This is a genomic window from Halopiger aswanensis (assembly GCF_003610195.1).
Taxonomy (GTDB): Archaea; Halobacteriota; Halobacteria; order Halobacteriales; family Natrialbaceae; genus Halopiger; species Halopiger aswanensis.
Genome location: NZ_RAPO01000002.1, coordinates 794,891 through 820,297, shown reverse-complemented (window position 1 = coordinate 820,297; position 25,407 = coordinate 794,891). Strand labels below are relative to the sequence as shown.

Sequence of the window (25,407 nt, the reverse complement as noted above, 5' to 3'; positions counted from 1 at the left end):
TCGTCTGTAGTCGTCGGACGGTACGGTCGCGTTCTCGGTCATCGGATTAGAACACCTCCGGGAAGAGCACGTAGGTAAACAGGAGCGCCCAGAAGCCGACGAACACGGTGTAGTAGACGAGCGGGACCAGATTGAGTCGGATCACGCGCCCCTCCTCGCCGATGAGGTCGACGGTCGCGAGTGCGGCGACGACGTTGTGGATCGCCACGAGATTGCCGATCGCGCCGCCGACGGCCTGGGCGCCGACGATCAGTTCCTTCGAGAAGCCGAGTCGCTGGGCCGCCACGAACTGGAACGGGCCGAACGTGATGTTCGAGACGGTGTTCGATCCGACGAGCGCGGCGCCGAGCGCGCCGATGAGCGCGGCGACCATCGGGTAAGCCGGCCCGACCACGTTCGCCGTCGCGGTACCGAGGACGACGATCATGCTCTCGGTCCCTTCGGCGTGCGAGCCCGATTGAAGCATCACCTGCGCCATCGCGAGCACGAACACCAGCGCGATCAGCGGCGAGATCAGCTTCGAGGTCGCGCCGCCCCACGCCTCCGCGATCTGCCGACGATTCATATCGAAGAGGCTGACCGCCACGATCGCGCTCACCAGCAGCCAGGTGCCGGGGACGGAAACGAAGTTGATGCCGCTTCCGAGACCGGTCCCGAGAACGTTCGTCCACTCGAAGAGGAACAGGCCGACGGTGAACTCGCCGAACTCCGTCGCGGTCGTTCCCAGCACGAGCGACACTTGCCGCCCGAAAAGCGACACCTGCTCACCGCGAAGCAGGGCCGGGAACGGGTCGAAGAGGCGGGTGAACATCAATAACACGACCAGCAGGAGGTACGGAGACCAGGCGCGTGCGAGCGAGATATCGTGTGTTCCGGCGAGGACGCTCCTGGCGTCCGTCGGCTGGATCGATCCGGTCCAGTGGTCGGGCCACTCGCTCTGGTCGGGAAAGGTCCACTCCTCGTCGGGGAGGAAGTATCCCGCGCGGAGCGCGGCGATCGTGATCGCCGCACCGACCATCGAGCCCACGAGCGCCGGGAATTCGGCGCTGATGAACCACGCGGACAGCCAGTAGGGAACCACGAAAGCCAGGCCGGCGAACAGACAGAGGGGCCACACCGCGAGCGCCGGTCTGATCGATCGATCGTCGGAGTCGCCGAAGAAGTAGACGACCATCCCGACGACGAAAAGCGGCATGACGAAGCCGACCAGCAGGTGGTAGGTCGCGGCCCACGCGGCGACGTTGACCGCGAACTCGTTCGGCGTCAGCCCGCCGGATTCGATCGCCGACGCGATCCCGGAGACGTTCGCCATCGGTTCCCTGATACCCACGATGATCGGCGTCCCGACTGCGCCGTAGGTAACCGCGATGATGTGGCCGATCAGTGCGGCGACGACGGCGGCCAGCGCGGGGAAGCCCAGGCCGAGCAGCAGCGGTGCAACGACCGCGGCCGGCGCCCCGAAGCCGGCCGCGCCCTCGATGAACGTCGAGAGGAAGAACGCGATCAGGACGATCTGGACGCGACGATCGTCGCTGATTCGCGCGAATCCGGCGTTGAGTACGTCGAACGCCCCCGCCCGAAGCATCGTGTACAACAGGACGAGCGCCCCGAAGACAATAAAGAGGATCTGGACGGCGATCAACACCCCTTCGATGGTCGCCGCGGCCAACCATCTAACGGGCATCCCCCAGCCGAACGCGGCGACGACGAGCGCCGAGAGCCAAGCGATCGGCATCGCGCGCGTGGCGGGCCAGAGGAAGCCGACGAGGAGCACGCTGACGACGATCAGCGGGACCGCCGCGAGGGCGACCGCGATCAACTCAGCCATCGACTCCACCTCTTCCCCGTGCACGAGTACCGTCGCGAGTTAATCATGTCATAATATATCATGGGAAGATCGACCGTTTATAGCTACCGGACCCAGTGAACGTCTCGCACGACTTCTCGCTCGGCTAACGCGGGACGATCGGCGAACGCCTCTGCGGTCACTCGCGGCGAGCGACTCCCTCGATGGTCGCCGGTCGGGTCCGGCGAGTACCGACGGCGACACTCGACTCGCACCGTCGAACGCGCTCGATCGGCGCGTCCGATCGGTCGCTAACCCGTATTCGGCGAGATGCAAAGGCATATGCAGACGTGTGTGCAGGTCTTTCGCATGAGCGACGATCGTGAGCGAAACGGCCAGGGTCAGTACGCGGACCGAATCCCGGCGACGGCCGCCCTCGAGGCGTTCGACGACCGGGAGGATCTCGGCCGCCCGCTGACGGCGGACGACGTCATGGACCACCTGGACTGCTCGCGGCGGACCGCGCACAACAAACTCAACGCCCTCGTCGAGGACGGAACGCTCGAGACGCGCAAGGTCGGCGCTCGCGGACGGGTCTGGTGGGTCCCGATCGAGGGCGATCCGGACCCGGACCCGGATCCGAATCTGGAACATCAGCAGACTGCGACCCGATCCGAGACGGAGAGCCCGCCGCCCGCGGTCCGAGAAGCGATGGCTGCGGTCGACCTCCCCGGCACGGGTGCGACGCTCGAGGCCCGCCGGGAGGCCCTCCTCGCGTCCTACGAGTACCTCATCGAAAACCCGAGCGCCAGAAAGTCCGACTTCCTCGAGAACGTCTACCCGGATCACCCCGCGGAGTTCGAAACGGACGAGGGCTGGTGGAACGCGATCCAGCCCGCGCTGAAGGAGTTGCCGGGCGTCGACCCGCCGGAAGAGCGCGGCCACATCTGGAACTTCCTCGGGCCCGATCGGTTCACGCCGACGCTCGGGTGAAACCGGTCCGCGCGGCGACAGTTCGTCGCTCACGGGTTCGGCGTCGTCCGCGTCCGGCGTTCGTCACGACCAGTCGATACGCCTCGAGCGAGAACGAACCGAGAACCGACGCGGCCTCCGTCGCCGGTGCCGCCCGCGATGATCGCGTCGCGCGCCTCGGGAGCGGCGTGCTCGCCGAGCGCGAATTCGGGTCCGTCGACCGTCGCGTCCGGGCCCGGGACCTCGAGTAGCCGGGGCCCGTCGACGATGGCGACGCTGGCCAGCCGTTCGTCGTCGGTCCGTCGCTCGAGTAGCACCGTATTCATCTGATTCGTGACGTCCCGTCCTGTGTCGAATCTCCGGTTGTCGAAATGGAACCCTCCTTCCCGGCCCTAGAAGAGGCCGGGGAAGAGGACGTAGCTGAACAGCGTCGCGACGATCCCGACCCCGGTCGCGTAGTAGATCAGCGGGATCAGGTTCAACCGCATCACGCGGCCTTCCTGACCGACGAGGCCGACGGTCGCGAGCGCGGCGACGACATTGTGGATCGCCACGAGGTTGCCGATGGCGCCGCCGACGGCCTGGGCGCCGACGATGATCTGCGTCGGCAGCCCGAGCTGTTGGGCGGCCTCGAACTGGAAGCCGCCGAAGGTGATGTTCGACACCGTGTTCGAGCCGGCCATCGCCGCGCCGAGCGCGCCGATGAGCGCGGAGATGAACGGATAGGCCGGACCGACGATGTCCGCAGTCGTCTGGGCGAGGACGAAGATCATACTCTCGGCGCTCTCCGCGTGAGCGCCCGACTGGAGCATCACCTGGACCATCGCGATGACGAACACGAGCGCGATCAGCGGTGAAACGAGTTTCTGCCCCGTCTCCGCGAAGGCGGATTTGACCTGCCGTCCGGACATCCCGTACAGGGGGATCGCGATCAGCGCACAGACCACCAACCAGAAGCCGGGGACGTACACCCAGTCGATCCCGCCGCTGAGTCCCGTGCCGAGGATGTTGGTCCACTGCGTTCCGAACTGCTGCAGGATGGACGGAAGCGGATCGACGACTCGCGTGACGACGAGCAAGACGACCAGCAGAATGTACGGCGTCCAGGCACGGAGCAGCGACATGTTGGCCGAGCTGACGCCGCCGTCCGCAGCCGCAGGGTCGCCGGTGCCGCTGGTCACGTCTGGCGAACTGGACTGGCCGGGTTCGATCGTTCCGACCCAGTGGTCGGGCCACTCCTCGCGGGGCGGGAAGTCCCACTCTTCGTCAGGCGTGAAGTAGCCTGCTTTGAGCGTGCTGACGACGATCGCACCGCCGACCATCGCACCCACCAAGCTTGGGAACTCCGCACTGATCTGTGCCGACAGCCAGTACGGGACGACGAACGCGATTCCCGAAAACAGACACAGCGGTGCGACTTCCCACATTGGCTCGAGGCTCCGTTCTTCGGTGTCGCCGAAGAAGTAAACGACCATGCCGACCGCGAAAAGCGGCATCACGAAGCCGATGAGCGTGTGGTAAGTCGCCGCCCACACAGCGACCTCGAGGGAGTACTCCTGAACGGTAAACCCGGCGTTGGTGATCGCCGTATTCGTCGCCTCAGCCGAGGCCAGCGGGTTTTCGATCCCGATGATAATCGGCGTCCCGACGGCCCCGTACGTGACCGCGAGTATGTGACCGATCAGTCCGGCGATCACCGCGGCAAGCGCCGGGAAGCCGAGGGCCAGTAAGAGCGGGGCGACGACCGCCGCCGGAGTGCCGAAGCCAGCTGCCCCCTCGATGAACGCGGCGAGGAAGAGTCCGAGCAGAATGATCTGTACTCGTCGATCGTCGCTGATCGTTGCGAACCCCTGGTTGATGCGGTCGAACGCGCCGGCCTGCATCAGCGTGTATAGCAGGAGCAACGCGCCGAAGACGATCCAGAGGATCTGTATCGCCGTCATGGCGCCGACGATCGACGCTGCGGCCACGTAATCGACCGGCATCCCCCAGATGCCGAGCCCGACAGCCACTGCAGTGACGTAGGCGATCGGCATCGACCGCGTGGCGGGCCAGAGCAGCCCAACGAGGAGGACGCCAGCCAGAACGAGCGGCAACGCTGCGGCCGCGATCTCGAGCCCGCTAGCCATCGGTCTCACCTCTGTACCCCGCTACGGAAGCCGGTGATATGCGGTCCCTGTCGATGCCATGTGGAATTGAACCTGGCATGAGAGAGGGAACCATACAACGATTATATATAATCTTCGATCGTTCGAGTCGGTTAGTCCGTCCAGTGGGCTAGATTCGACGTATAATAAGCCGCTTCTATCGCAGAGCAATAATTCCGCTGAAACGCCTCGAAAGGCCTCTTCAGTGCCTTTCACGTCGGTATTACGATCCCTACACTGATCGCTTCACGCAACCTTCGTGCCATTCGCCAACAATGCCCTGGTGTCGTATTCTTCGGGGCTCTCGCGGCGAATTTAGAATCGACCGCTCCGCCGACCAGGTTGAAGACGGTGCATCAATTCCTGTTTACACGTCTGTAGAGAGGTTGCAGTCGAATGTAGAGGTGATTCAGTCGTGTGTAGAGGTGATTCAGTCGTCCGAACTGGGTATTTCATTCGTGTGTAGAGGTTACGGTGGTTGGCGCGCGCTCACGACTCACACGCTTCGACGCCGAGACGAATTCTTGCGGGTCGGATCGCTCCGGTTCGAGCCGGCACTGAAATCAGCCAGCGCGCTCCGCCGTCCGAAGGTCGTTGCGAGTCGGAGGGCGAGCTTTCGGCGCGTGATGGTGTGTTCAACGTGAACAAACATAACAATAATATGGTCACGACGGTAGCATCGTTCTATGAGTATCGACACAGGAGTCGCCTCTGAGCGGTTCGAAGCCGCGCTCGCGGACCTCGACGTACCGGTCACGTACGCCGAACCGACGGCGTTCGATCGCACGCTACGGTCGATCGCCCGCGACCCCGCGATCGGAACGCCGCTCCCGTTCGAATCGGTCTCGCTCCCCGAGTGGGTCGACGAGGATCCGACGCCCACGAGTCTCGAGTCGGCGAAGACGGGAATTACGGCCGCCTCGATGGCGATCGCGGACTACGGAAGCGTCGTCCTGCCCGCGACCGACGAGGGAGCGGAACAGGTGAGTCTCTTTCCGGATCTGCACGTCGCCGTCGTTCGCCTGGCGGACATCGTTCCGAACATGCAAACCGCGATCGATCGCCTGGGTCCCCACCTCCGCGACGGGGGCAGCGCCATCGTTGCGACCGGACCGAGTGCAACCGCCGACATGGGCGCGCTCGTGCAAGGTGCACACGGGCCCAAGGAGGTCCACGTCGTCGTTCTCCGAGGGACCGAGTCGGAAACGGCGGGTGAGACGGATGAGTAGTGCCGACCGCGAGGCGAAAGCCGAACGAATTCGCCACCTCCTCGAGACCGAGGGCGACGCCGTCGAGGCGAACACGCTCGGCTTCAATCGGGGCCGGTACGAGTCGGTCGCCGAACTCGAGGACTACGAGGCGCTGAAAACGGAGGCCCGCGCGATCAAGGAGGACGCGATCGAGCGCCTCCCCGAACTGATCGACGAAGTCCGGGCGGCAGTCGAGGAAAACGGCGGGACGGTCTACCTCGCCGACGACGCTGCCGACGCCAATCGCTACATTCGGGAGGTTGCCAGCGAGAAATCGGCCGATCGAGTGGTGAAGTCGAAGTCGATGACCAGCGAGGAACTCGAAGTCAACGAGGCGCTCGAGCGCGACGGCGTCGATGTCGTCGAGACCGACCTCGGCGAGTGGGTGCTGCAGGTCGCCGACGACGCGCCCAGCCACATCGTCGCGCCGGCGATCCACAAGTCCCGCGAGGAGATAGCCCGACTCTTCAACACGCAGTTCGACCCCGAGGAACCGCTCGAGACCGCCGAGGAGTTGACGATGTTCGCGCGCGAGCGGCTGGGCGAACTGATCGCCGACGCTGACGTCGGCATGACCGGTGCGAACTTTATCACGGCCGATTCGGGCTCGATCATGCTGGTCACGAGCGAGGGCAACGCTCGGAAGTCGGCCGTCGTTCCCGACACGCACGTCGCGGTCGCGGGCGTCGAGAAGATCGTGCCCTCCGTGGAGGACCTCGCGCCGTTCATCGAACTGATCGGCCGATCGGGAACCGGCCAGGATATTACCTCCTACATCTCCTTGCTAACGCCGCCGGTCGACTCGCCCGTCGTCGACTTCGACGACCCCGACGTCGCGTTCGCCGACCGCGACGACGACCGCGAGTTTCACCTCGTGTTGATCGACAACGGCCGGACGGCGCTGCGCGAGGACGAACACCTCCGCGAAACCCTCTACTGTATCCGGTGTTCGGCCTGTGCCAACACGTGCGCGAACTTCCAGTCGGTCGGCGGTCACGCCTTCGGCGGCGAGACTTACACCGGCGGCATCGCAACCGGCTGGGAAGCCGGCGTCCACGGTCAGGACAGCGCCGCGGAGTTCAACGACCTCTGTACGGGCTGTTCGCGTTGCGTCGAGGCGTGTCCGGTGAAGATCGACATCCCGTGGATCAACACCGTCGTCCGCGACCGGATCAACCGCGAGGGCGACGACGGGCGGTTCGAGTTCCTCGTCGAGGGGCTCACGCCCGACGAGGAACCGGCCGGCCTCGACCTGCAAAAGCGGCTGTTCGGCAACTACGAGACGCTCGCGAAGCTCGGGTCTGCGACCGCGCCGCTCTCGAACTGGACGGCGAGCGTCGGCCCCGTTCGGTCGCTCATGGAACGTCTCGTCGGCATCGACGGCCGGCGCGAACTGCCCGAGTTCGAGCGACGGACGCTCGTCGACTGGTTCGAAGCCCGCGGGCCGCGCGTCCCCGCTGGGGACGCCGACCGCGAGGTCGTCCTCTACCCCGACGTCTACACGAACTACGTCGACGTCGAGCGCGGAAAGGCAGCCGTCCGCGTCCTCGAGTCCCTCGGCGTTCACGTCCGGATCCCGTCGGTTCCAGGCAGCGGCCGCGCACCGCTCTCGCAGGGGATGATCGAGACGGCCGACGAGAAGGCGAGTCGCGTCTACGCCGCCCTGGCCGAACACGTCGACGCCGGTCGGGACGTCGTCGCGATCGAGCCCAGCGACCTCGCGATGTTCCGCAGCGAGTACGAGAAGCTACTCCCCGAGCAGTCATACGAGCGGCTGCGGGAGAGAAGCTACGACGTGCTCGAGTACGTCTACGGGCTGCTCGAGAACGGGGCCGACGGGACGGGGCTCCGGACCGGCGACGGCGGACCGGAGATCGCCTACCACTCCCACTGCCAGCAGCGGACGCTCGGCCTCGATCGGTACACTCGCGCCGTCCTGGAGGAACTCGAGTACGACGTGATCGAAAGCGACGTCGAGTGTTGCGGCATGGCCGGCAGTTTCGGTTACAAGCGCGAGTACTACGAACTGAGTATGGACGTCGGCGACCGCCTCGCAGAGCAGTTCACCGAGCCCGAGGCCCGTGAGCGGCTCGTCGTCGCCAGCGGGACGTCCTGCGAAGAACAGTTAGGGGACCTGCTCGCCCGAGACGCGGTGCACCCGGTCGAAGTGCTCGATCCGCAGTCGCGCTCCCGGCTCGAGTGAGCGGAGCGACGTCGCACTGCCGACACCGGCTCGCCGGAGAAGCGAACGAGCGGCCGCCTCGACCCAACTCGCTCCGTCATCGGGCCGCCTCGAGTTCGTCGAGCGCTTCCGGATTTTCGATGCTGCTCAGGTCGCCCAGATCGTCGCCCGCGTAGGTCGCTTCGATGGCTCGGCGGATGATTTTACCCGACTGGGTTTTGGGGAATTCGTCGACGAACAGCACCTCGCGCGGGCGGAACGGCTTGCCCAACTCGGCACCGACCTGCTCGCGCAGTTCCTCGCGTAACTCGTCGCTTTCCCCGTAGCCGTCCTCGAGAACGACGTAGGTAACGACCGCCGTTCCGGTCGTCTCGTCCGGTGCGCCGATCGCTGCGGCCTGGTTGACCGCGTCGTGGTCGATCAAGGCGCCTTCGACTTCGGCGGGCCCTACCTTGCGCCCGGCGACGTTCAGGGCGTCGTCGGCCCGGCCGTGGAGGAACCAGAACCCGTCTTCGTCCTGCTGGGCCCAATCGCCGTGGTCCCACAGGTCCGGCCAGGTCGACCAGTACTCCTCGAGATAGCGGTCGTCTCCGGACCACAGGGACTTCGTCATCGAGGGGCAGGAACTGCGGGCGACGAGGTAGCCGCGCTCGTGCTCGTCGGCCACGGAGTCACCGTTCTCGTCGACGATATCGATGTCCATTCCGAGCCCGGGCCCGCCGAGCGTGCAGGGTTTGAGCGACTGGATCGGCATCGGCATCAGAAAACAGCCACAGATCTCCGTGCCGCCGGAGATGTTGATGATCGGGCACTCGCCGTTCCCCACGTTCTCGTAGAACCAGCGCCAGGATTCGGGATCCCACGGCTCGCCCGTCGAACCCAGTACGCGAAGGGAGGAGAGGTCGTGGTCCTCGAGCCACTGGTCCCCGTGCTTGCGGAGCGCCCGGATCGCCGTGGGAGAGATGCCGAACTGCGTCAGGTTGTGCCGGTCGATCATCGACCAGAACCGGTCGGGATCGGGGTAGTCGGGCGCGCCCTCGTACATGAAGACCGTGCCGCCGAAGGTGTGGGTTCCGATCAGCGTCCACGGCCCCATCATCCAGCCGATGTCCGAGACCCAGAAGAACCGATCCGCGGGCTTGAGGTCCATCCCGAAGTAGACCTCCTTCGCACACTGAACCTGCACGCCCGCGTGAGTCTGGACGATCCCCTTCGGCTTCCCGGTCGTCCCCGACGAGTAGAGGAGCATCGACTCGTGGCTCGAGGGCAGCGATTTCGTCTCGTAGGCGTCGTCTTGCGCGTCGACGGCCGCGCCCCACCACTCGTCGCGGTCGTCGGTCCAGGGAATTTCGTGTTCGTTCGCCCGGTCGCTGGAACCCAATCGATCGAAGACGATCGCGCGCTCGACGCGGCCCGCCTGTTCGATCGCCCTGTCGGCCGTCGACTTGAGGAAGACGGGATCCCCGCGTCGGTAGAACCCGTCGCCCGTGAACAGCACCGAGCACTCGGCGTCCTCGAGGCGGGTCGCGACCGCGTCCACGCCGAAGCCGGAGAAGATCGGCACCGCGATCGCGCCGACCTTGAGACAGCCGTAGAGAATCGAGACGACCTCCGGTACCATCGGCATGTAGAGTCCGACGGTGTCGCCCGTGTCGATCCCGCGCTCCTCGAGGGCGTTCGCGACCTGATTCGCCTGCCGGTGGAGTTCGTGGTAGGTTACCTCGCGGACCTCGCCGTCCTCGCCCTCCCAGATGGTCGCGACTTTGTTGCGCCGCTCCTCGTCGACGGCGGCGTGTCGGTCGACGGCGTTGTGGGCGACGTTGAGCTCGCCGCCGACGTACCAGTCGGAGAACTGCGGGCCGTCGCTGTCGTCCCGTACCCTGTCGTAGTCCTCGTCGAACTCGATTCCGAGATAGTCGACCACCTCGTCCCAGAACCACTCGAGCCCCGATTCCTCGACCCCCTCGAGGTCAGTCGTCGTTCGCTCGATCAGTTCGTCGTAGTCGTCGATCCCGTACTCCCGCATGAACGCGTAGACGTTGGTCGACTCGACGAACGCGGGATCGGGCTCGTGGACGATCTCGTCGACGGCCTCGAGACCGCTGTCGCCGTCAGTTCCGGCATCGGTGTCGGTGTTCTCGGGCATGGTTCTAATACTGTGTGTTTATCACACCCAACCATCAAACGCGGGGTCGAACCCGACGGAATGACGAATCCCACCGTCCGTCGAGCTATCCGCGCTGTGACTCGGAACGACCCCTCGATTGAGTCGCGTTCACGTGACAGGGAACGTATCATTGTCTGACGTACGTTTATGGTTCAGGGTGTCGCCCTAGCGGATATGTCGAACAACCGCGTCGAGCAGCTCGAATCGACGGTCGCGGAACTCGAGTCGACGGTAGAGGGACTCACGGACGAGCTCATCGAAGCGAAAGAGCGCATCCGCGTCCTCGAGGCGGAGCTCGATGCCGAAACGCCGACGCGCGTCCCCGAGCGACGGAGCGACGAGGCCAAGACGGACGATACCGCAACGACGACGGAAGCGGCACCGGACGAAGTTGCCGAGGCCGCCGACGCCGCCAACGTCGACGCCGAAACGGACGCCGACGAGGACCTGTCCGGCGACGAAGCGGAAGACTCAGGTACCGACGACATCATTATCGCGTAACTGCACACTGGGAAGCGACGGCAGGCGAATCGGGGTCCGTGCGACCCCGACTCTCTCCGTCTCTCGCCGTCGGCGCTGACCATCGCGGAACGGAGGTCTCGAGAAGGGAATGCACATCAAGGCAGTCGTTCTGGACAACTTCAAGAGCTTCGGCCGGAAGACAAAGATCCCGTTCTACGAGGATTTCACGGTCGTCACCGGCCCGAACGGCTCCGGGAAGTCCAACATCATCGATTCGATTCTCTTCGCGCTCGGACTCGCCCGCACCCGCGGGATCCGCGCGGAGAAGCTAACCGACCTCATCTACAACCCCGGCCACGAGGACGGCTCGTCCTCGAGCGGGCCCCGGGAGGCGACCGTGGAGGTCGTCCTCGACAACAGCGACGGCACCCTCGACCGCTCGCAGGTCGTCAACGCCGCCGGCAGCGACGACGTCGGCGACGTCGACGAGATCCGCATCCGCCGCCGGGTCAAGGAAACCGAGGACAACTACTACTCGTACTACTACTTGAACGATCGCTCGGTCAACCTCTCGGACATCCAGGACCTGCTGGCCCAAGCCGGCGTCACGCCCGAGGGGTACAACGTCGTCATGCAGGGCGACGTCACCGAGATCATCAACATGACGCCCCACGCCCGGCGGGAGATCATCGACGAGATCGCCGGCGTGGCGGAGTTCGACGCCAAGAAGGAGGACGCCTTCGAGGAACTCGAGACCGTTCAAGAACGGATCGACGAGGCCGAACTCCGCATCGAGGAGAAGCGCGACCGGCTCGCACAACTCGAGGACGAGCGCCGTACGGCCCTCCGCTATCGGCGCCTCCGCGACGAGAAGGAGGAGTACGAGGGCTACAAGAAGGCCAGCGAACTCGAGGAGAAACGCGAGGAACTCGCCGCCGCCGAGGAGAACGTCGACGACCTCGGCGAGGAGCTCGAGGATCTCCAGCGCGAACTCGACGAACGGCAGGGCAAGGTCGTCCGCTTACAGGAGGACCTCGAGGACCTAAACGCCGAGATCGAGCGCAAGGGCGAGGACGAGCAACTGCGCATCAAAAGCGAGATCGAGGAGATCAAGGGCGACATCTCGCGGCTCGAGGACAAGATCGAGGCCAGCGAGGAGCAGATCGAGGAGGCCGAAGGAAAGCGCCGGGAAGCGTTCGTCCAGATCGACCGCAAGCAGGAGGAGATCGAGGACCTCGAGGACGAGATGCGCGAACACAAACTCGAGAAGGCCTCGATCAAGACCGAGATTCAAGAGCGCGAGCAGGAAAAGCAGCAACTCGAGGCCGAAATCGAAGCCGTCGACACCGAGTTCGACGAACTGAAGGCCGATCTCGCCGAGCGCAAGGAGGAACTCGAGGACGCCAAGACCGAGAAGAACGACCTCCAGCGCGAGCAGGACCGCCTGCTCGACGAGGCCCGGCGGCGCTCGAACGAGATCAGCGAGAAGGAGCAGACGATCGAGGACCGACGCGAGGAGATTCCGGAACTCGAGGGCCGCAAGAGCGACTTAGAGCGCGAACTGGAGAAGGCGAAGAAGAACCGCGCGAACATCGCGGGCGTCGTCGACGACCTGAAAGACGAGAAGCGACGCATCCAGTCCGACATCGACGAACTGGACGATAAGATCCAGGCGAAACAGCAGGAGTACGCCGAACTCGAGGCCAACGCCGGCGAGAGCGGCGACTCCTCCTTCGGCCGCGCGGTGACGACGATCCTCAACTCGGGGATCGACGGCGTCCACGGCGCGGTCGCCCAGCTCGGGAACGTGCCGGGGGAGTACGCCGTGGCCTGTGAAACCGCCGCGGGCGGCCGGCTCGCGAACGTGGTCGTCGACGACGACGTCGTCGGCCAGCAGTGTATCGAGCACCTCAAGTCCCGCAACGCGGGCCGTGCGACCTTCCTGCCGCTGACCGACATGAGCCAGCGCCGACTGCCCAACGCCCCCAGCGACCCGGGCGTCGTCGACTTCGCGTACAACCTCGTCGACTTCGACGACCAGTACGCCGGCGTCTTCTCCTACGTGCTCGGCGACACGCTCGTCGTCGAGGACATCGAGACCGCCCGCTCGTACATGGGCGACTACCGGATGGTTACCCTCGACGGCGACTTGGTCGAGAAGAGCGGCGCGATGACCGGCGGCTCCGGCAGCGGTTCCCGCTATTCGTTCACCGGCGGCGGCGAGGGCCAACTCGAGCGCGTCGCCAAGCAGATCACCGACCTGCAGGAGGAGCGCGAGTCGCTGCGCGAGGACCTGCGGGGCGTCGAGGAGCGACTCGACGACGCCCGCGACCGCAAGACCGACGCCGCCGACGAGGTGCGCTCGATCGAGAGCGAGATCGAGAGCCTCGAGGAGAAACGCGAGTCCATCGAGAGCGAGATCGAGACGCTCGAGAGCGAACTCGAGGACCTGCGCGAGGAGCGGGAGTCGGTCGACGAGCGGATGAACGAGATTGCCGGCGAGATCGACGAGAAGACCGCCGAGATCGAGGAGATCCAGTCGGACATCGACGAACTCGAGGCCGAACTCGAGGACTCGAAGATTCCGGAACTCACCGAGCAGATCGAGGAACTCGAGGGCGAGATCGACGAGCGCGAGGCCCAGATCGACGAGATCGACGGCAAGCTCAACGAGCTCGAACTCGAGAAGGAGTACGCCGAGGACGCGATCGAAGACCTCCACGACGACATCGAGGCGGCCCAGAACAAGAAGGCCGAACACGAGGACCGCATCGAGGAGTGCGAGGCGACGATCGAGGAGAAGGAAGCCGAACTCGAGGACAAGCGCGAAGCCGTCGAGGAACTCGAGGAGGAACTCGCCGAGCTCAAGGAAGACCGCAACGAGCTCCGCGAGGACCTCGAGGACGCGCGGACGAAACGCGACCAGCAGCAGGATCGCGTCAACGCCGTCGAGAGCAAACTCGAGAGCAAGCGCGAGCGCGTCCAGGACCTCGAGTGGGAGATCGAGGGTCTCGAGTCGGAGGTCGGCGACTACGACCCCGAGGACGTCCCCGATCACGACACCGTCCTCGAGATGATCGACCTCCTCGAGGCCGACATGGAGGCCATGGAGCCGGTCAACATGCTCGCGATCGACGAGTACGACGAGGTCCGCGAGGATCTCGAGGAACTCGAGGACGCGAAGGCGACGCTCGTCGAGGAGGCCGAGGGCATCCGCGACCGGATCGAGCAGTACGAGACCCGCAAGAAGGAGACGTTCATGGAGGCCTACGAGGCGATCTCCGCGCACTTCACGGAGATCTTCGAGAAGCTCTCCGAAGGAACAGGCACGCTGCACCTCGAGAACGAGGACGATCCCTTCGACGGCGGGCTGACGATGAAGGCCCAGCCGGGCGACAAGCCGATTCAGCGTCTGGACGCGATGTCCGGCGGGGAGAAGTCCCTGACCGCGCTGGCCTTTATTTTCGCGATTCAGCGGCACAACCCGGCCCCGTTCTACGCCCTGGACGAGGTCGACGCCTTCCTCGACGCCGTCAACGCCGAACGGATCGGCGAGATGGTCGAGGAACTGGCCGATCAGGCCCAGTTCGTCGTCGTCTCGCACCGCTCGGCGATGCTCGATCGCTCCCAGCGGGCGATCGGCGTCACGATGCAGCAGGACAACGTGAGCGCGGTGACCGGGATCGACCTGAGCAGCGAGGGCGAGGAGGTTCCGGCCGATGACTAGCGACGCCGACCCCAGGGAGCAGGACGAGGGCGATATTCCGGCTCACGACGAGTTCTACCGGGAGGTTCGTACCGACGGCGGGGACGACATCCCGCTGAATATCGCCGGCCACGAAGACCGCGAGCGACCCGGCTCGGACGACTCGAGCTCCGACGGCGCAGACGAGACGGTCCTCGAGTTCTCGGAATCGGACGCTGAACGGGAGTCGGACGACTCTCCGGACGTCGACGCGATACCCGCTACCGACGAGGACGACGAGACGGACGAGGACGAAGTCGAACCCGTCGAACTCCTCGTGCAACTCGCCGAGAACGGCGAGATCGACCCCTGGGACATCGACGTCGTCCGGGTCACCGACAAGTTCCTCGAGGCGATCGAGGACGCCGACCTCCGGACGTCGGGACGGGCGCTGTTCTACGCGAGCGTCCTCCTGCGGATGAAAAGCGACGAACTGTTCGCCCCCGACGAACCCGAGGAGGAGGAACTCCCGCCGTGGGAAGCCCCCTTCGCGGACGAGGGGCCGATGGACGGCGCCGAAGGTGGCGACGACGACGGCAGCCACCCGCCCGGCTTCGACCCCGTCGAGAACCTCGAGAACGAGATGGAACGGCGCCTCGAGCGCAAGCACGCCCGCGGGAAGCCGGAGACGCTGGACGAACTGGTCCGAGAGCTGCGCAGCGCCGAGCGCGATAGCTGGTGGAAGGAATCGCGAAGCTACGATACCAGCGACTCGCCGCGGGGCTACGACCGCGGCGTCCAGGAACTGAGCTACCATTCGGAGGACCAGTTCCGCGTCGACGACGAACCGACCAGCGACGACGTCACCCACACGACCCACGAGGAGGACATCGAGACCGTCATCGACGACGTCGACGCGGCGCTCGAGGAGCACTACGAGCAGGGCCGCGCCGAGGTGCTGTACGCCGAAATCGACGAGGTCGGCGGCTCGCGCGTGATGACCTACCTCGCACTGCTCTTTCTGGCCCACCGCGGCCGGATCGAACTCGAGCAGGACGAACTGTTCGGCGATCTCTGGATTCAGCGGGTGACGGTCGGCGCGGAGCCGGACGAAGCGGTCGCGGACTGACGACGGATTTTCGTCGCTGCAAAGACGCTGCCGCTCCGAGTGGCGTGTCGCGTTCGTTTCGGATAGGGTCCTCGCGTCCGGCGTCCCGCAAGGTGCGTGGTTACCGTACAGCGATTTGAAACGAGAGCCGATTTCCGCTGGGTATCACCGAATCTATTCCGCCATCGTCTATAAGGGGGACGGGGGGAGTGTCTTCAGCAGAAACCAATGGCGACCGAAACACGCCCGGTGCACGATATCGAACCGGAAACGGACGCAGACAGCGCTTCGTTCTGGCGCCACGCCTTTACCTCCCTCGTCGAGACGTTCCCCGAACCCGCGTTCATCGTCGACGACGGCGGATACATCACGGACTGGAACGCCGGCGCGGAGGGTCTCACGGGCTACCCGTCCGAGCAGGTCGTCGGCCAGCACGCGTACGACGTTTTCGGGACCGAAGGGCAGGACGAAACGCTCGCCGAGGAGGTCCTCCGCACCGGCCGGGTCATCCGCGAGGAGCAGGTCCGGTCCGCGGAAACAGCCGACGGCGAGATGGCGCACGCTCGAGCGCTCGGTGTGCCGATCACGACACCGGACGGCGATGTCGTCGGCGCCGTCGAAATTCTGATGCGGGTCACGACTCTCATCGAACAACAGGAGCGGATACAGAACCTCCAGGAGCAAATGAGCGACGAGGTCGAAGGCGCTGTCGACGAACTCCGCGAGTCGACGTCTGACGTCGCCGAGAACTCCCAGGAGATCAGCGACCTCGCAGCGGATCAGTCCGAGAGCCTCGGAGACGTACAAGACGAAGTGTCGACGTTCAGCGCGACCGTCGAGGAGATCGCGTCCAGCGCGGAGGAGGTCAGCGGCCAGAGCGAACAGGCGCGGACCCTCTCCGAGGAGTCGGTCGACACGGCCCAGGACACGCTCGAAACGATGGACGACGTCGCCGCGGAGGCGGACGAGGTCGCCGCGGACGCGACGCAGTTAGCCGAACGGATCGACGAGATCGACGAGATCGTCGAGGTCATCAACGACATCGCCGATCAGACGAACCTCCTGGCGCTCAACGCGAACATCGAAGCCGCCCACAGCGACGCCTCGAGCGACGGATTCGCCGTCGTCGCGAACGAGATCAAGAGCCTTGCGGAGCAGTCGAAGGAGCGCGCCGACGAGATCGAACGAATCGTGCAGGAGGTTCGCGAAACCACGCTCGAGACGGTCGACAGCGTGGAGGCGACGAACGAGGAGATCGGCGGCGTCGTCGCCGACATCGAGACGGTCGTCGAGAACCAGCGGGAGATCCTCTCCGCGATCGAGGACACCGATCAGGGGATCGCCGAGATCGCCACCGCGACCGACCAGCAGGCCGCGAGCGCGGAGGAGATCGCGACGATGGTCGATTCGGTCGCCGAACGCGGCGACGCCGTCGCGGAGTCGGTACAGGACGTCGCCGCGGCGACCGAACAACAGACCGCAATGGTCGAAAACATCGAGGCGAGTATCAAAGCCCTCGAGCGGGATATCGAGGATGTCCTCGACTGAACGCGCTCGTTTTTGAAGATCCGGGCCGGCCGATCAGTCGAGGTACTGGCCGGCCAGCAGGTCGATGCGCTCGCGCGTCTCCTCGGGGATCGCTTCCGTCGGCGTGTTGATCGTTCCCTCGAGAGCATTCCAGGCCGAACTCTCGAAGTCCTCGGGCATCGTTCGGATGGCGTGCTCGACGACCTCGTTGATCGCGTCCTGATTCGCTTCGGCGTTCGCCAGGACTTCCTCGAGCGTGACCTCGTTGTCTGCCTTCCACACGTCGTAGTCGGTGACGCCGGCGACGGTCGCGTAGCTCAGTTCGGCCTCGCGCGCGAGTTTCGCTTCCGGAATCGCGGTCATGCCGACGATATCCCAGCCCTGATCGCGGTAGAACTCGCTTTCCGCGCGGGTGGAGTACTGGGGCCCTTCGATGCAGACGTAGGTGCCGCCCTCCTCGGTCTTCGTGTCGTCGTCGGTCGCCTCGGCCGCGGCGCTCGAGAGGTGATCGACCATCGCGGGACAGTAGGGGTCGGCGAAGCCCATGTGGACGACCATCCCGTCGCCGAAGAACGACGGCGAGCGGTGCTTGGTGCGGTCGAAGATCTGGTCGGGGACGACCAGCGTGCGCGGCGGCAGATCCTCCCGGAGACTGCCGACCGCGTTCGTCGCGATGACGCGGTCGACGCCGACGGACTTGAGCGCGTAGATGTTCGCTCGGTACGAGGCGTCGGTCGGCGCGTGCTGGTGGTCCTCGCCGTGGCGCGGCAGGAAGGCGACCTCTTTCCCGGCGAGTTCGCCGAGCGTCACCGCGTCGCTGGGTTCGCCGTAGGGCGTCGATACCTCCTCCTTGCGGGTGTTCTCGAGGGGCAGTGCTTCGTAGATACCGCTGCCGCCGATGACTCCGATCGTCATGCTTGGTAGTGGGTCGACCGGGATTCAAATATCGGCCGATTCGATCGTCGCTCTCGAGCCGCGGTTACCGTTTCCTTCCTGATTATTGCGTATCGATATCACATCTCACGAGCCGTCAAGTAGCCGGCTCGAGAGGATACGGGTATGTCGTCCGGTGGAGTAGCGGACGAGGGGAAGCTGACCGAGGGCTCTCTCGTCCGACCGATGTTCGAGTTGGCGTGGCCGCTGGTCGTCATTCAGTTGCTGCAGGTCGCGTACAACGTCGGCGACACCTTCTGGCTCGGCGCGCTGTCGCCCGACGCCGTCGGCGCGATCAGCCTCGCCTTTCCGCTGCTCTTCCTGCTGATCGCCGTCGGCGGCGGCTTCACGACCGCCGGCGCGATCCTGGTCGCCCAGCACACCGGCGCCGAGAGCGGTGAGGGTGGCCTGATCGCCGGACAGACGATCTCGTTCGTCTCGCTGGTCGCGATCGGCCTCGGTATCGTAGGCTACGTCGCCACCGAGCCGATGCTCTCGGTCCTGCCCGCGGACGCCGACACGCAGGCGGCGATCATCCCGCTGGCCGCGGAGTACCTGCGGATCTTCTTCCTCGGGCTGCCGTTCGTTTTCGGCTTCTTCGTGTTCGTCTCGCTCATGCGGGGCTACGGCAACACCCGCGCGCCGATGCGCGTGATGTTCGTCAGCGTCCTGATCAACGTCGTCATCGACCCGCTGCTGATCTTCGGCGTCGGCCCGCTGCCGCGCCTCGAGATGGCCGGCGCCGCGCTGGCGACCGCCTTCTCGAGAGCGATCGCGACGGCGATCGGGTTCTACCTGCTGTACTACACCGACGTCGGGCCGGACATTCGAGCCGACCACCTCCGGCCGCGCCTGGAGTACGTCCGCGAGATCATCCGACTGGGCGTGCCGACGTCGCTCGAGCAGTCGATGACGGCGCTGGCGCTGACGGGGATGACGGCGATGGTCGTCACGTTCCCGCCGCCGGTCGTCGCGGCCTACGGGCTTGGCAACCGGCTGATCTCGTTGGCGTTCCTCCCCGCGATGGGGATGGGACAGGCGATAGACTCGATCGTTGGGCAGAACCTCGGGGCTGACCGACCGGACCGCGCGGAGCGGGCGACCTGGCTCGGCGCCGGCGTCGTCGCGGCGATCATGGCCGTCGCCGGGCTGTTCGCCTTCCTCTTTCCGGAGCCGTTCGTCTCGGTGTTCGTCACGGCCGAGGAGGAAGGACGCGCAGCGACGATCGCGTACGGTTCGACGTACCTCCGGTTCGCCGCGTTCATGTTCGTCTTCATGGGCGTTCTGCAGGTCATTCAGGGGGCGTTCCGCGGCGCCGGAAACACGAAGACGGCGCTGGCATTCGCCGTCTTCGGCCTCTGGATCGTCCGTATCCCGCTCGCCTACTACTTGATCTTCGTCGCCGGCTGGGGGACGACCGGCATCTGGACGGCGGTCGTCCTCGGCGACGTCGCGGGCGCGACCGCAGCCGTCGCGTGGTTTACCCGCGGGACGTGGAAGGAGGCGATCGTCGACGAGGGGAGGGCCGATCCCGACTCGGAAGCCGAGGCGCCGGAGCCGACCGACGCTGACGGCGAACCCGTCGCCGAGTGAGCGCACTCGCGCTGCCAGCGGACTGTACCGTCACGCCAAGCAACGGGTTCCGACCACCGTTATTGTCCTCGAGCGCGCACGTCCGGTGTGGCATCGTCATCGGACGCGCGAGCCGACGAGTCGCGGTGTGCACTGTGCGAGCGTCCGCTTCCGGCAACGGTCGTTACTGCCGACCCGGACGCCGACGAGGTGGACGCGAGCGCAGCGACGGACGGCGACGCCTACTGCTCGAGCGGCTGTCGCGAGATCGACGTGGCGCTCGAGGCGCCCGCAGCGGCCGATACCGGCGACGCAGTCCGCAGCGACGACCAACGCGGCGACGAGAGCGAGGCGCTCGAAAACGAAGACGACTGCGAACGTACCTTCTTCCGCGTCGACGGGATGCACTCCGCGACGTGCGAGTCGTTCCTCGAGTCGGTCGCCGAGCAGCGCGACGGGGTCGCCGACGCCGCGGCGAGTTACGTTACCGAGACCGTCAGGGTCGACTACGATCCCGAGCGCATCTCGAAGGCCGACCTGCGCGACGCGCTGAGTACGGTCGGCTACACGGCCTACCTCCGCGAGGAGGCGACGGCCGACGACGAGGCGGGCGCCACCCGCCGCGCGCGGGAGATGTCGGGCCTGCGAAAGCGCCGTAGCGACGACTTCCTCGAGATCCAGTACATCGCCGGCATCGTCTTCGGCTCGTTCCTGTTGGTGCCCTACGCCGCGGTGTTCTACCCGATGTTCCTCGCGGCCTACTCCGACTGGGGGCCGCTGCGCTACTACGATACCGCCTTTACGGGCTTCGACAATCTCCTCTTCCTGCCGCTGTTTTCCATCGTCACCGGCGTCGTCCTCTACCTGACCGGACTTCCGGTGTTGCGCGGCGCGTACGTCAGCCTGAAACTGCGCCGGCCGAACACGCAACTGCTCGCCGCGCTCACGATCGTCAGCGCGTACGTCTACGGGACTGCCTCCTTCTTCCTCGGCCGAACCGACCTCTACTACGACCTGACGATCGTCGTCGCCGCCCTCGTCATGGGCGCAATCTTCGCCGAGGCGACGATCAAGCGCCAAGCAACCGAGCGGCTCACCGACCTCACCGTCTCGCAGGTCGATACGGCTCGCGTGCTCGAGTCCGACGGCGGAACGACCGACGTTCCGGTCGAGGACCTCGAGCCGGACGACCGCGTGCTCGTCCGGGAAGGCGAGCGCGTGCCCGTCGACGGGGTGCTGGTCGACGGCACATGTACGGTCGACGAGGCGGTCGTCACCGGCGAGTCGCTCCCGGTCGCGAAGGAGTCGGGCGACGAGGTGATCGGCGGTTCGGTCGTCACCGACGGCGCCGCGGTCGTCGACGTCGGCCCGGCGACGGAAAGCAGCATCGAGCAGCTGACGGAAGTCGTCTGGAACCTCCAAAGCGCCGCCCACGGCGTGCAGCGCCGCGCGGACGCGCTCGCAGTGCGGATCGCACCGCTGGTCCTCGGCGCTGCGGTCGTCGTCGGCGCCGTGCAGTACGTCCGGATCGGCGACCCCGTGACCGCCGCGCTGGCCGTCCTTCTAACGATCATGGTCGCGAGTCCGTGGGCCCTCGGCCTCGCTACGCCGGCCTCCGTCGCCGCCAACATCCGAGACGCGATGGCCCACGGCATCGTCGTCTTCGACGAGACCGTCTTCGAGCGGCTCCGCGACGTCGACGTCGTCGTCTTCGACAAAACCGGGACGCTCACGACCGGCGAGATGACCGTTCTCGAGGCCGACGCGCCAGACGGCCTCCTAGCGGCCGCGGCGGCGCTCGAGCGACGCGCGTCCCATCCGGCGGCGACGGCGATCGCAGGGGCGTTCGGTGACACCGGCGAATCCGCTACCGACGGTGACGAGGCGGTCCGTCCCGACGGCGGATCGAGCCTCGAGGTCCGTGACTTCGAGAACCACGCCACCGGCGTCTCCGGCCGTATCGACACCGATTCGATCCTCGTCGGCCACCCCGACCTCTTTCGGGAGCGCGGGTGGGAACTCGAGGACGATCTCGAGACTCGACTCGCCGACGCCCGGGAGGCGGGCCACCTGCCGATCGTCGTCGGCCGGAACGGCCGCGCTGCCGGGCACGTCGTGGTCGGCGACGAACCCAGAGGCGACTGGGCGGAGACCGTGACGGGCCTCCACGAGAACGGCATCGAGGTCGTCGTCCTGACCGGCGACGAGCGGGCGGCGACAGCGTTCTTCAGCGGCCACGACGCCGTCGACCGCGTGTTCGCCGGTGTCCCGCCCGAAGGGAAGACCGAAGCGGTCCGGCGCCTCGAGCGTGAGGGACGCGTCGCGATGGTCGGCGACGGGACCAACGACGCGCCGGCGCTGGCCGAGGCCGATCTGGGCATCTCGCTCGGGAGCGGCACCGCGCTGGCCTCGGACGCGTCGGACCTCGCGATCGTCGAGGACGACCTGTCCGCGGTCGAGCGGGCCTTCCGGCTGGCGGCGGCGGCGCGGCGGCGCGTCAGGCGGAACCTCGCGCTGGCGCTGGTCTACAACGCGATCGCGATTCCGGTCGCCGCGGCCGGCCTGCTGAATCCGCTGTTCGCGACCGCTGCCGTCGCTGTCGGCGCGCTCTGTATCGGGGCGAACGTGTCGTGGCCGTTGCTCAACGATTCGTAGCCGGCGAAATCGGCGTCAGAACGAGCGACGCCGCTCGGTCCCTCACTCGGCCAGTTTCCACTCGCCGGGGCCGCTCCCCTCGATGACATCGCGGCGCTCCATCTCCGAGAGCACCTCCGGAATCCGATTCGGCTGGGCGATTTCCATCTCGATGCGGTCGACGCCGTGGAACTCCGCGAGGTAGTGTCGGATGTCCTCCTGCGTGAACGACTCCTGGTCGGCCTGGTCCATAACGCCCGAGATAAGGTCGATCATGTCCTCGATGAAGTTCCAGGGGTAGACGATCCAGGTCCAGTCCTCGAGTTGCTCGCCGACGTAGTCGGGTTCGAACTCGCTGGTCTGGAGCAACTGCAGGGTCGCGGTGCGGACCTCGCCGGCGCCGCGGTCGTCGACGTACTCGTAGGCGCGCTTGATCGAGCCGCCGGTGTCGGCGATGTCGTCGATGATGAGGACGTCCTTGTCCTCGACGCTGCCCTCTGGCATCGGGTACCGAACCGTGGGCTCGCCAGATTTCTGGGCGGTGCCGACGTAGTGTTCCATCTTCAGGCTCGTCAGGTCGTCCAGTCCGAGGAAGTCGCAGAGACATCGGCCGGCGAACCAGCCGCCCCGGGCCAGCGCGACGATGACGTCCGGTTCGAACTCGTCGCGCCGGACGTCGTCGCTGACGTCGCGACAGAGGCTGTAAATGTACTCCCAGTTCGTGATCGTACAGTCGAAATCGTCCGGTAAGTCGGACATCTGGTGGCCACCTACTCGAGTGACCGGGCGGCATCCTCATAAGTGGGCTGAATACAGTCCGTCGATCGTGCCTCGCACCCCATATAATAGCACCTAGATATATCCGTTGGAAACACGAACGGTTTCGGTAGCGATGCCCTCCACGCAGGACTACGAGTACCTCCTCGAGTGCGAGAACGTGATCGGCGTCGACTACGACGACGAGGCCAACCGCGTCACGGTGTTCGTCTCTCGGAAACGGCCGAAGGACTGCCTGGCCGAGAAGGACGACGTCGAGAAGCGCATCGCGGACGCCGGCGACGACGTGGACGTCGAGGTCGTCGACTCCGGCTACGACGAGGAACGCGAGGGGTTCGACGCCCTCTCGGTCCTCGAGCCGGTCCCCGAAGCCGCCCCCGGGCGGACCGACCGCCACCGGCCCGTCCCCGCCGGCGTCAGCGAGATCAACGCGAACTCGACGGCCGGCACCGGCGGGCCGTATCCGGCGCGGGTCGAGGACCCAGATGTAGCCTCCGACGACGACGGTGCGGTCTGGCGCGACGACGTCGCGGCCGGCGACCTCGTTCGGCTCTCGAACAATCACGTCTACGCCCGCTCGAACGCGGCCGACCTCGGCGAGGCCGTTCTCCAGCCGTCGCCGGAGGACGGCGGCGACGGCGACGATCGGGTCGGCGATCTCGTCGGCTACGTCCCCGTCGAGGACGGCGTCCGCGTCGACGTCGCGGCCCGCTCGGCCGATCCCGAGCGAGAGTCGGCGACCTACTACGAACTCGAGGACGCGTGGCCGACCGGCGTCCGCCGCGAGAACTACGCCGACCTCCGCGGCGAGACGGTAACGAAGACCGGTCGCACGACGGGCGTCTCGAGCGCCCCGATCGAGGCGACCGGTGCGAGCGTCCGCGTCGATTTCGGCGAGCAGGGCGTCGTGACGCTCCGCGAGCAACTCGTCGCCGGCCCGATGTCCGAACCCGGCGACAGCGGCTCGCCGGTCTTCCTCGAGGACGGCACCCTCGTCGGCCTCCTCTTTGCTGGGTCGGCCCGACAGACGATCTGTAACCGGATCGCGAACGTCGAGGCGGAACTGGGCGTCGAGATTTTGACCGCGGAGCCGGGATCGGGGTCGGACGGAACCGGTGACGAGGGCGACCGGGAGGGTCCGAACGAGGACGAAGACGGCGTCCCCGTCTCCGTGACGACGCTGGACCGCACCGTCTCGGTCGACCTCGAGACCCCCGAGCTGACGCTCGAGGCCCTCCACTTCGACGGCGAATTACGGCCGGGCGCGACCGTCGACGCTACCGCGACGGTCGCCGGCGCGCCGGGCGAGTACTGGCTCGAGATCGCCGAGGAACGGACGACGGTACCGATCGGCGCGGACGAGGATCGCGCGGCGACGACGCTGCCGGTTTCGGTTCCCGACGACGCGACCGAGTCGGTGACGATCCGGGTTCGCGGCGGACCGATCGCGACGCTCGAGTAGCGCGCCGAGACGCGCCGTGTTCCCGAAACGCTGTTGACAGTTCCGATCCGATTTCGTACCGTGACGCTCGCACCGGATAGACGGCTGCAGGTTCGCATCGCCGGTGCGCTCGCGCTGGTGGTGCTCGTCAACGGGCTCGTGCTCTCCGCGCTCGTCTGGTGCGGACGCCGCGCCCTTTCTGCGAGCGGGCGATCGGTCCCGGTCGAACTCGACGTTCCGCTCGCCGTCGGGACGGTGCTCTTCGGCGCCGTCGCACTCGTCGTCCTGCAGGCGCGATACGGTTCGCGCACGATCGTCGGCGGACTCGATCCCGAGGAACTCGAGGACGAACGCCCGGAGCGGGACGCTCGACTGGACGCGAGCGCGACGCTCGGGATCGTCCCCCGACGGCTGCCGTTCGACCGGGAAGACGGCGCGGATGAGGACGACGAGCAACACTGGTTCGATCGGTGGTTCGTCGATCAGTTCGCGGTCGAGACCGTCGAGGAAGATTCCTCGAGCGACGAGCCCGGGTACGTGGATCGGGCCGGAGAACGCGTCAAAACGTGGCTTTCGGATCGAATCGTCGATCCAGTGACGACGAGTGTCCGCCGGGCACTCGCGTGGCGACCGGCGACGCATCCGACGACCGAGGCGCGAATCGAGCGGCTGCGGGCCGTCGAACGGCGACGCCGGGAGTAAGGACGACCGAGCACGTCGCCGACGGTAACTGTCCCGGCGGTTTCACAGCATTCTGTCGCAGG

17 protein-coding genes are annotated in these 25,407 nt (G+C 66.2%); 11 read left to right on the top strand and 6 right to left on the bottom strand.

Annotated elements, in window-relative coordinates:
- Positions 1 to 46 precede the first annotated feature (46 nt).
- Complete coding sequence (locus tag ATJ93_RS11095; RefSeq protein WP_120245254.1) at positions 47 to 1,828, bottom strand: L-lactate permease; 1,782 nt, start codon at positions 1,826 to 1,828, stop codon at positions 47 to 49.
- A gap of 327 nt (positions 1,829 to 2,155) precedes the next feature.
- Between ATJ93_RS11095 and ATJ93_RS11090 the strand changes: the two genes are divergently transcribed.
- A complete protein-coding gene (locus ATJ93_RS11090; protein WP_120245253.1) occupies positions 2,156 to 2,779 on the top strand; it encodes a helix-turn-helix transcriptional regulator in 624 nt (207 codons plus the stop codon).
- A gap of 29 nt (positions 2,780 to 2,808) precedes the next feature.
- Here the strand turns inward: ATJ93_RS11090 and ATJ93_RS11085 are convergent, their stop codons facing one another.
- Together ATJ93_RS11085 and ATJ93_RS11080 are read right to left on the bottom strand one after the other, a co-directional pair.
- Positions 2,809 to 3,084 (bottom strand): hypothetical protein, encoded by a 276-nt coding sequence (locus tag ATJ93_RS11085; protein WP_120244702.1) that lies wholly within the window; start codon positions 3,082 to 3,084, stop codon positions 2,809 to 2,811.
- Between the two features lie 66 nt (positions 3,085 to 3,150).
- Positions 3,151 to 4,887 carry an L-lactate permease gene (locus ATJ93_RS11080; RefSeq protein WP_120244701.1) on the bottom strand — a complete coding sequence of 579 codons (1,737 nt, stop codon included), beginning with the start codon at positions 4,885 to 4,887 and terminating at the stop codon, positions 3,151 to 3,153.
- Positions 4,888 to 5,591: 704 nt separating this feature from the next.
- On the opposite strand from ATJ93_RS11080, the gene ATJ93_RS11075 reads away from it, so the two are divergent.
- Together ATJ93_RS11075 and ATJ93_RS11070 are read left to right on the top strand one after the other, a co-directional pair.
- Positions 5,592 to 6,134: an LUD domain-containing protein gene (locus ATJ93_RS11075; RefSeq protein ID WP_120244700.1), complete on the top strand. Its 543-nt coding sequence runs from the start codon at positions 5,592 to 5,594 to the stop codon at positions 6,132 to 6,134.
- Positions 6,127 to 8,358, top strand: a complete 2,232-nt coding sequence (locus tag ATJ93_RS11070; protein ID WP_120244699.1) for an LUD domain-containing protein — start codon at positions 6,127 to 6,129, stop codon at positions 8,356 to 8,358. The genes ATJ93_RS11075 and ATJ93_RS11070 overlap by 8 nt, the downstream gene beginning before the upstream one ends.
- 76 nt (positions 8,359 to 8,434) lie before the next feature.
- Here the strand turns inward: ATJ93_RS11070 and ATJ93_RS11065 are convergent, their stop codons facing one another.
- A complete protein-coding gene (locus ATJ93_RS11065) occupies positions 8,435 to 10,483 on the bottom strand; it encodes an AMP-binding protein (RefSeq protein ID WP_120244698.1) in 2,049 nt (682 codons plus the stop codon).
- A gap of 195 nt (positions 10,484 to 10,678) precedes the next feature.
- Between ATJ93_RS11065 and ATJ93_RS11060 the strand changes: the two genes are divergently transcribed.
- From ATJ93_RS11060 to ATJ93_RS11045, 4 genes are all read left to right on the top strand, one after another.
- Complete coding sequence (locus ATJ93_RS11060; protein ID WP_120244697.1) at positions 10,679 to 11,005, top strand: DUF7518 family protein; 327 nt, start codon at positions 10,679 to 10,681, stop codon at positions 11,003 to 11,005.
- Positions 11,006 to 11,114: 109 nt separating this feature from the next.
- Positions 11,115 to 14,693: a chromosome segregation protein SMC gene (gene smc / locus ATJ93_RS11055; protein ID WP_120244696.1), complete on the top strand. Its 3,579-nt coding sequence runs from the start codon at positions 11,115 to 11,117 to the stop codon at positions 14,691 to 14,693.
- Positions 14,686 to 15,780 (top strand): segregation and condensation protein A, encoded by a 1,095-nt coding sequence (locus tag ATJ93_RS11050; RefSeq protein ID WP_120244695.1) that lies wholly within the window; start codon positions 14,686 to 14,688, stop codon positions 15,778 to 15,780. The genes smc and ATJ93_RS11050 overlap by 8 nt, the downstream gene beginning before the upstream one ends.
- Before the next feature lie 207 nt (positions 15,781 to 15,987).
- Entirely contained in the window at positions 15,988 to 17,307 is a 1,320-nt protein-coding gene (locus tag ATJ93_RS11045; RefSeq protein ID WP_120244694.1) for a methyl-accepting chemotaxis protein, read from the top strand.
- A gap of 33 nt (positions 17,308 to 17,340) precedes the next feature.
- On the opposite strand, the gene mtnP is transcribed toward ATJ93_RS11045, so the two are convergent.
- Positions 17,341 to 18,201, bottom strand: a complete 861-nt coding sequence (gene mtnP / locus ATJ93_RS11040) for an S-methyl-5'-thioadenosine phosphorylase (protein ID WP_120244693.1) — start codon at positions 18,199 to 18,201, stop codon at positions 17,341 to 17,343.
- Between the two features lie 144 nt (positions 18,202 to 18,345).
- Between mtnP and ATJ93_RS11035 the strand changes: the two genes are divergently transcribed.
- A complete protein-coding gene (locus ATJ93_RS11035; RefSeq protein ID WP_120244692.1) occupies positions 18,346 to 19,812 on the top strand; it encodes an MATE family efflux transporter in 1,467 nt (488 codons plus the stop codon).
- A gap of 87 nt (positions 19,813 to 19,899) precedes the next feature.
- A complete protein-coding gene (locus ATJ93_RS11030; protein ID WP_120244691.1) occupies positions 19,900 to 22,446 on the top strand; it encodes a heavy metal translocating P-type ATPase in 2,547 nt (848 codons plus the stop codon).
- A 42-nt stretch (positions 22,447 to 22,488) separates the two neighbouring features.
- On the opposite strand, the gene ATJ93_RS11025 is transcribed toward ATJ93_RS11030, so the two are convergent.
- Complete coding sequence (locus ATJ93_RS11025) at positions 22,489 to 23,184, bottom strand: phosphoribosyltransferase (RefSeq protein WP_120244690.1); 696 nt, start codon at positions 23,182 to 23,184, stop codon at positions 22,489 to 22,491.
- Between the two features lie 133 nt (positions 23,185 to 23,317).
- On the opposite strand from ATJ93_RS11025, the gene ATJ93_RS11020 reads away from it, so the two are divergent.
- Together ATJ93_RS11020 and ATJ93_RS11015 are read left to right on the top strand one after the other, a co-directional pair.
- A complete protein-coding gene (locus ATJ93_RS11020) occupies positions 23,318 to 24,664 on the top strand; it encodes a chymotrypsin family serine protease (RefSeq protein ID WP_120244689.1) in 1,347 nt (448 codons plus the stop codon).
- Positions 24,665 to 24,724: 60 nt separating this feature from the next.
- The gene (locus tag ATJ93_RS11015) at positions 24,725 to 25,345 is read left to right on the top strand and encodes a hypothetical protein (protein ID WP_120244688.1); all 621 of its coding nucleotides are present in this window, start codon (positions 24,725 to 24,727) and stop codon (positions 25,343 to 25,345) included.
- Positions 25,346 to 25,407: the final 62 nt, after the last annotated feature.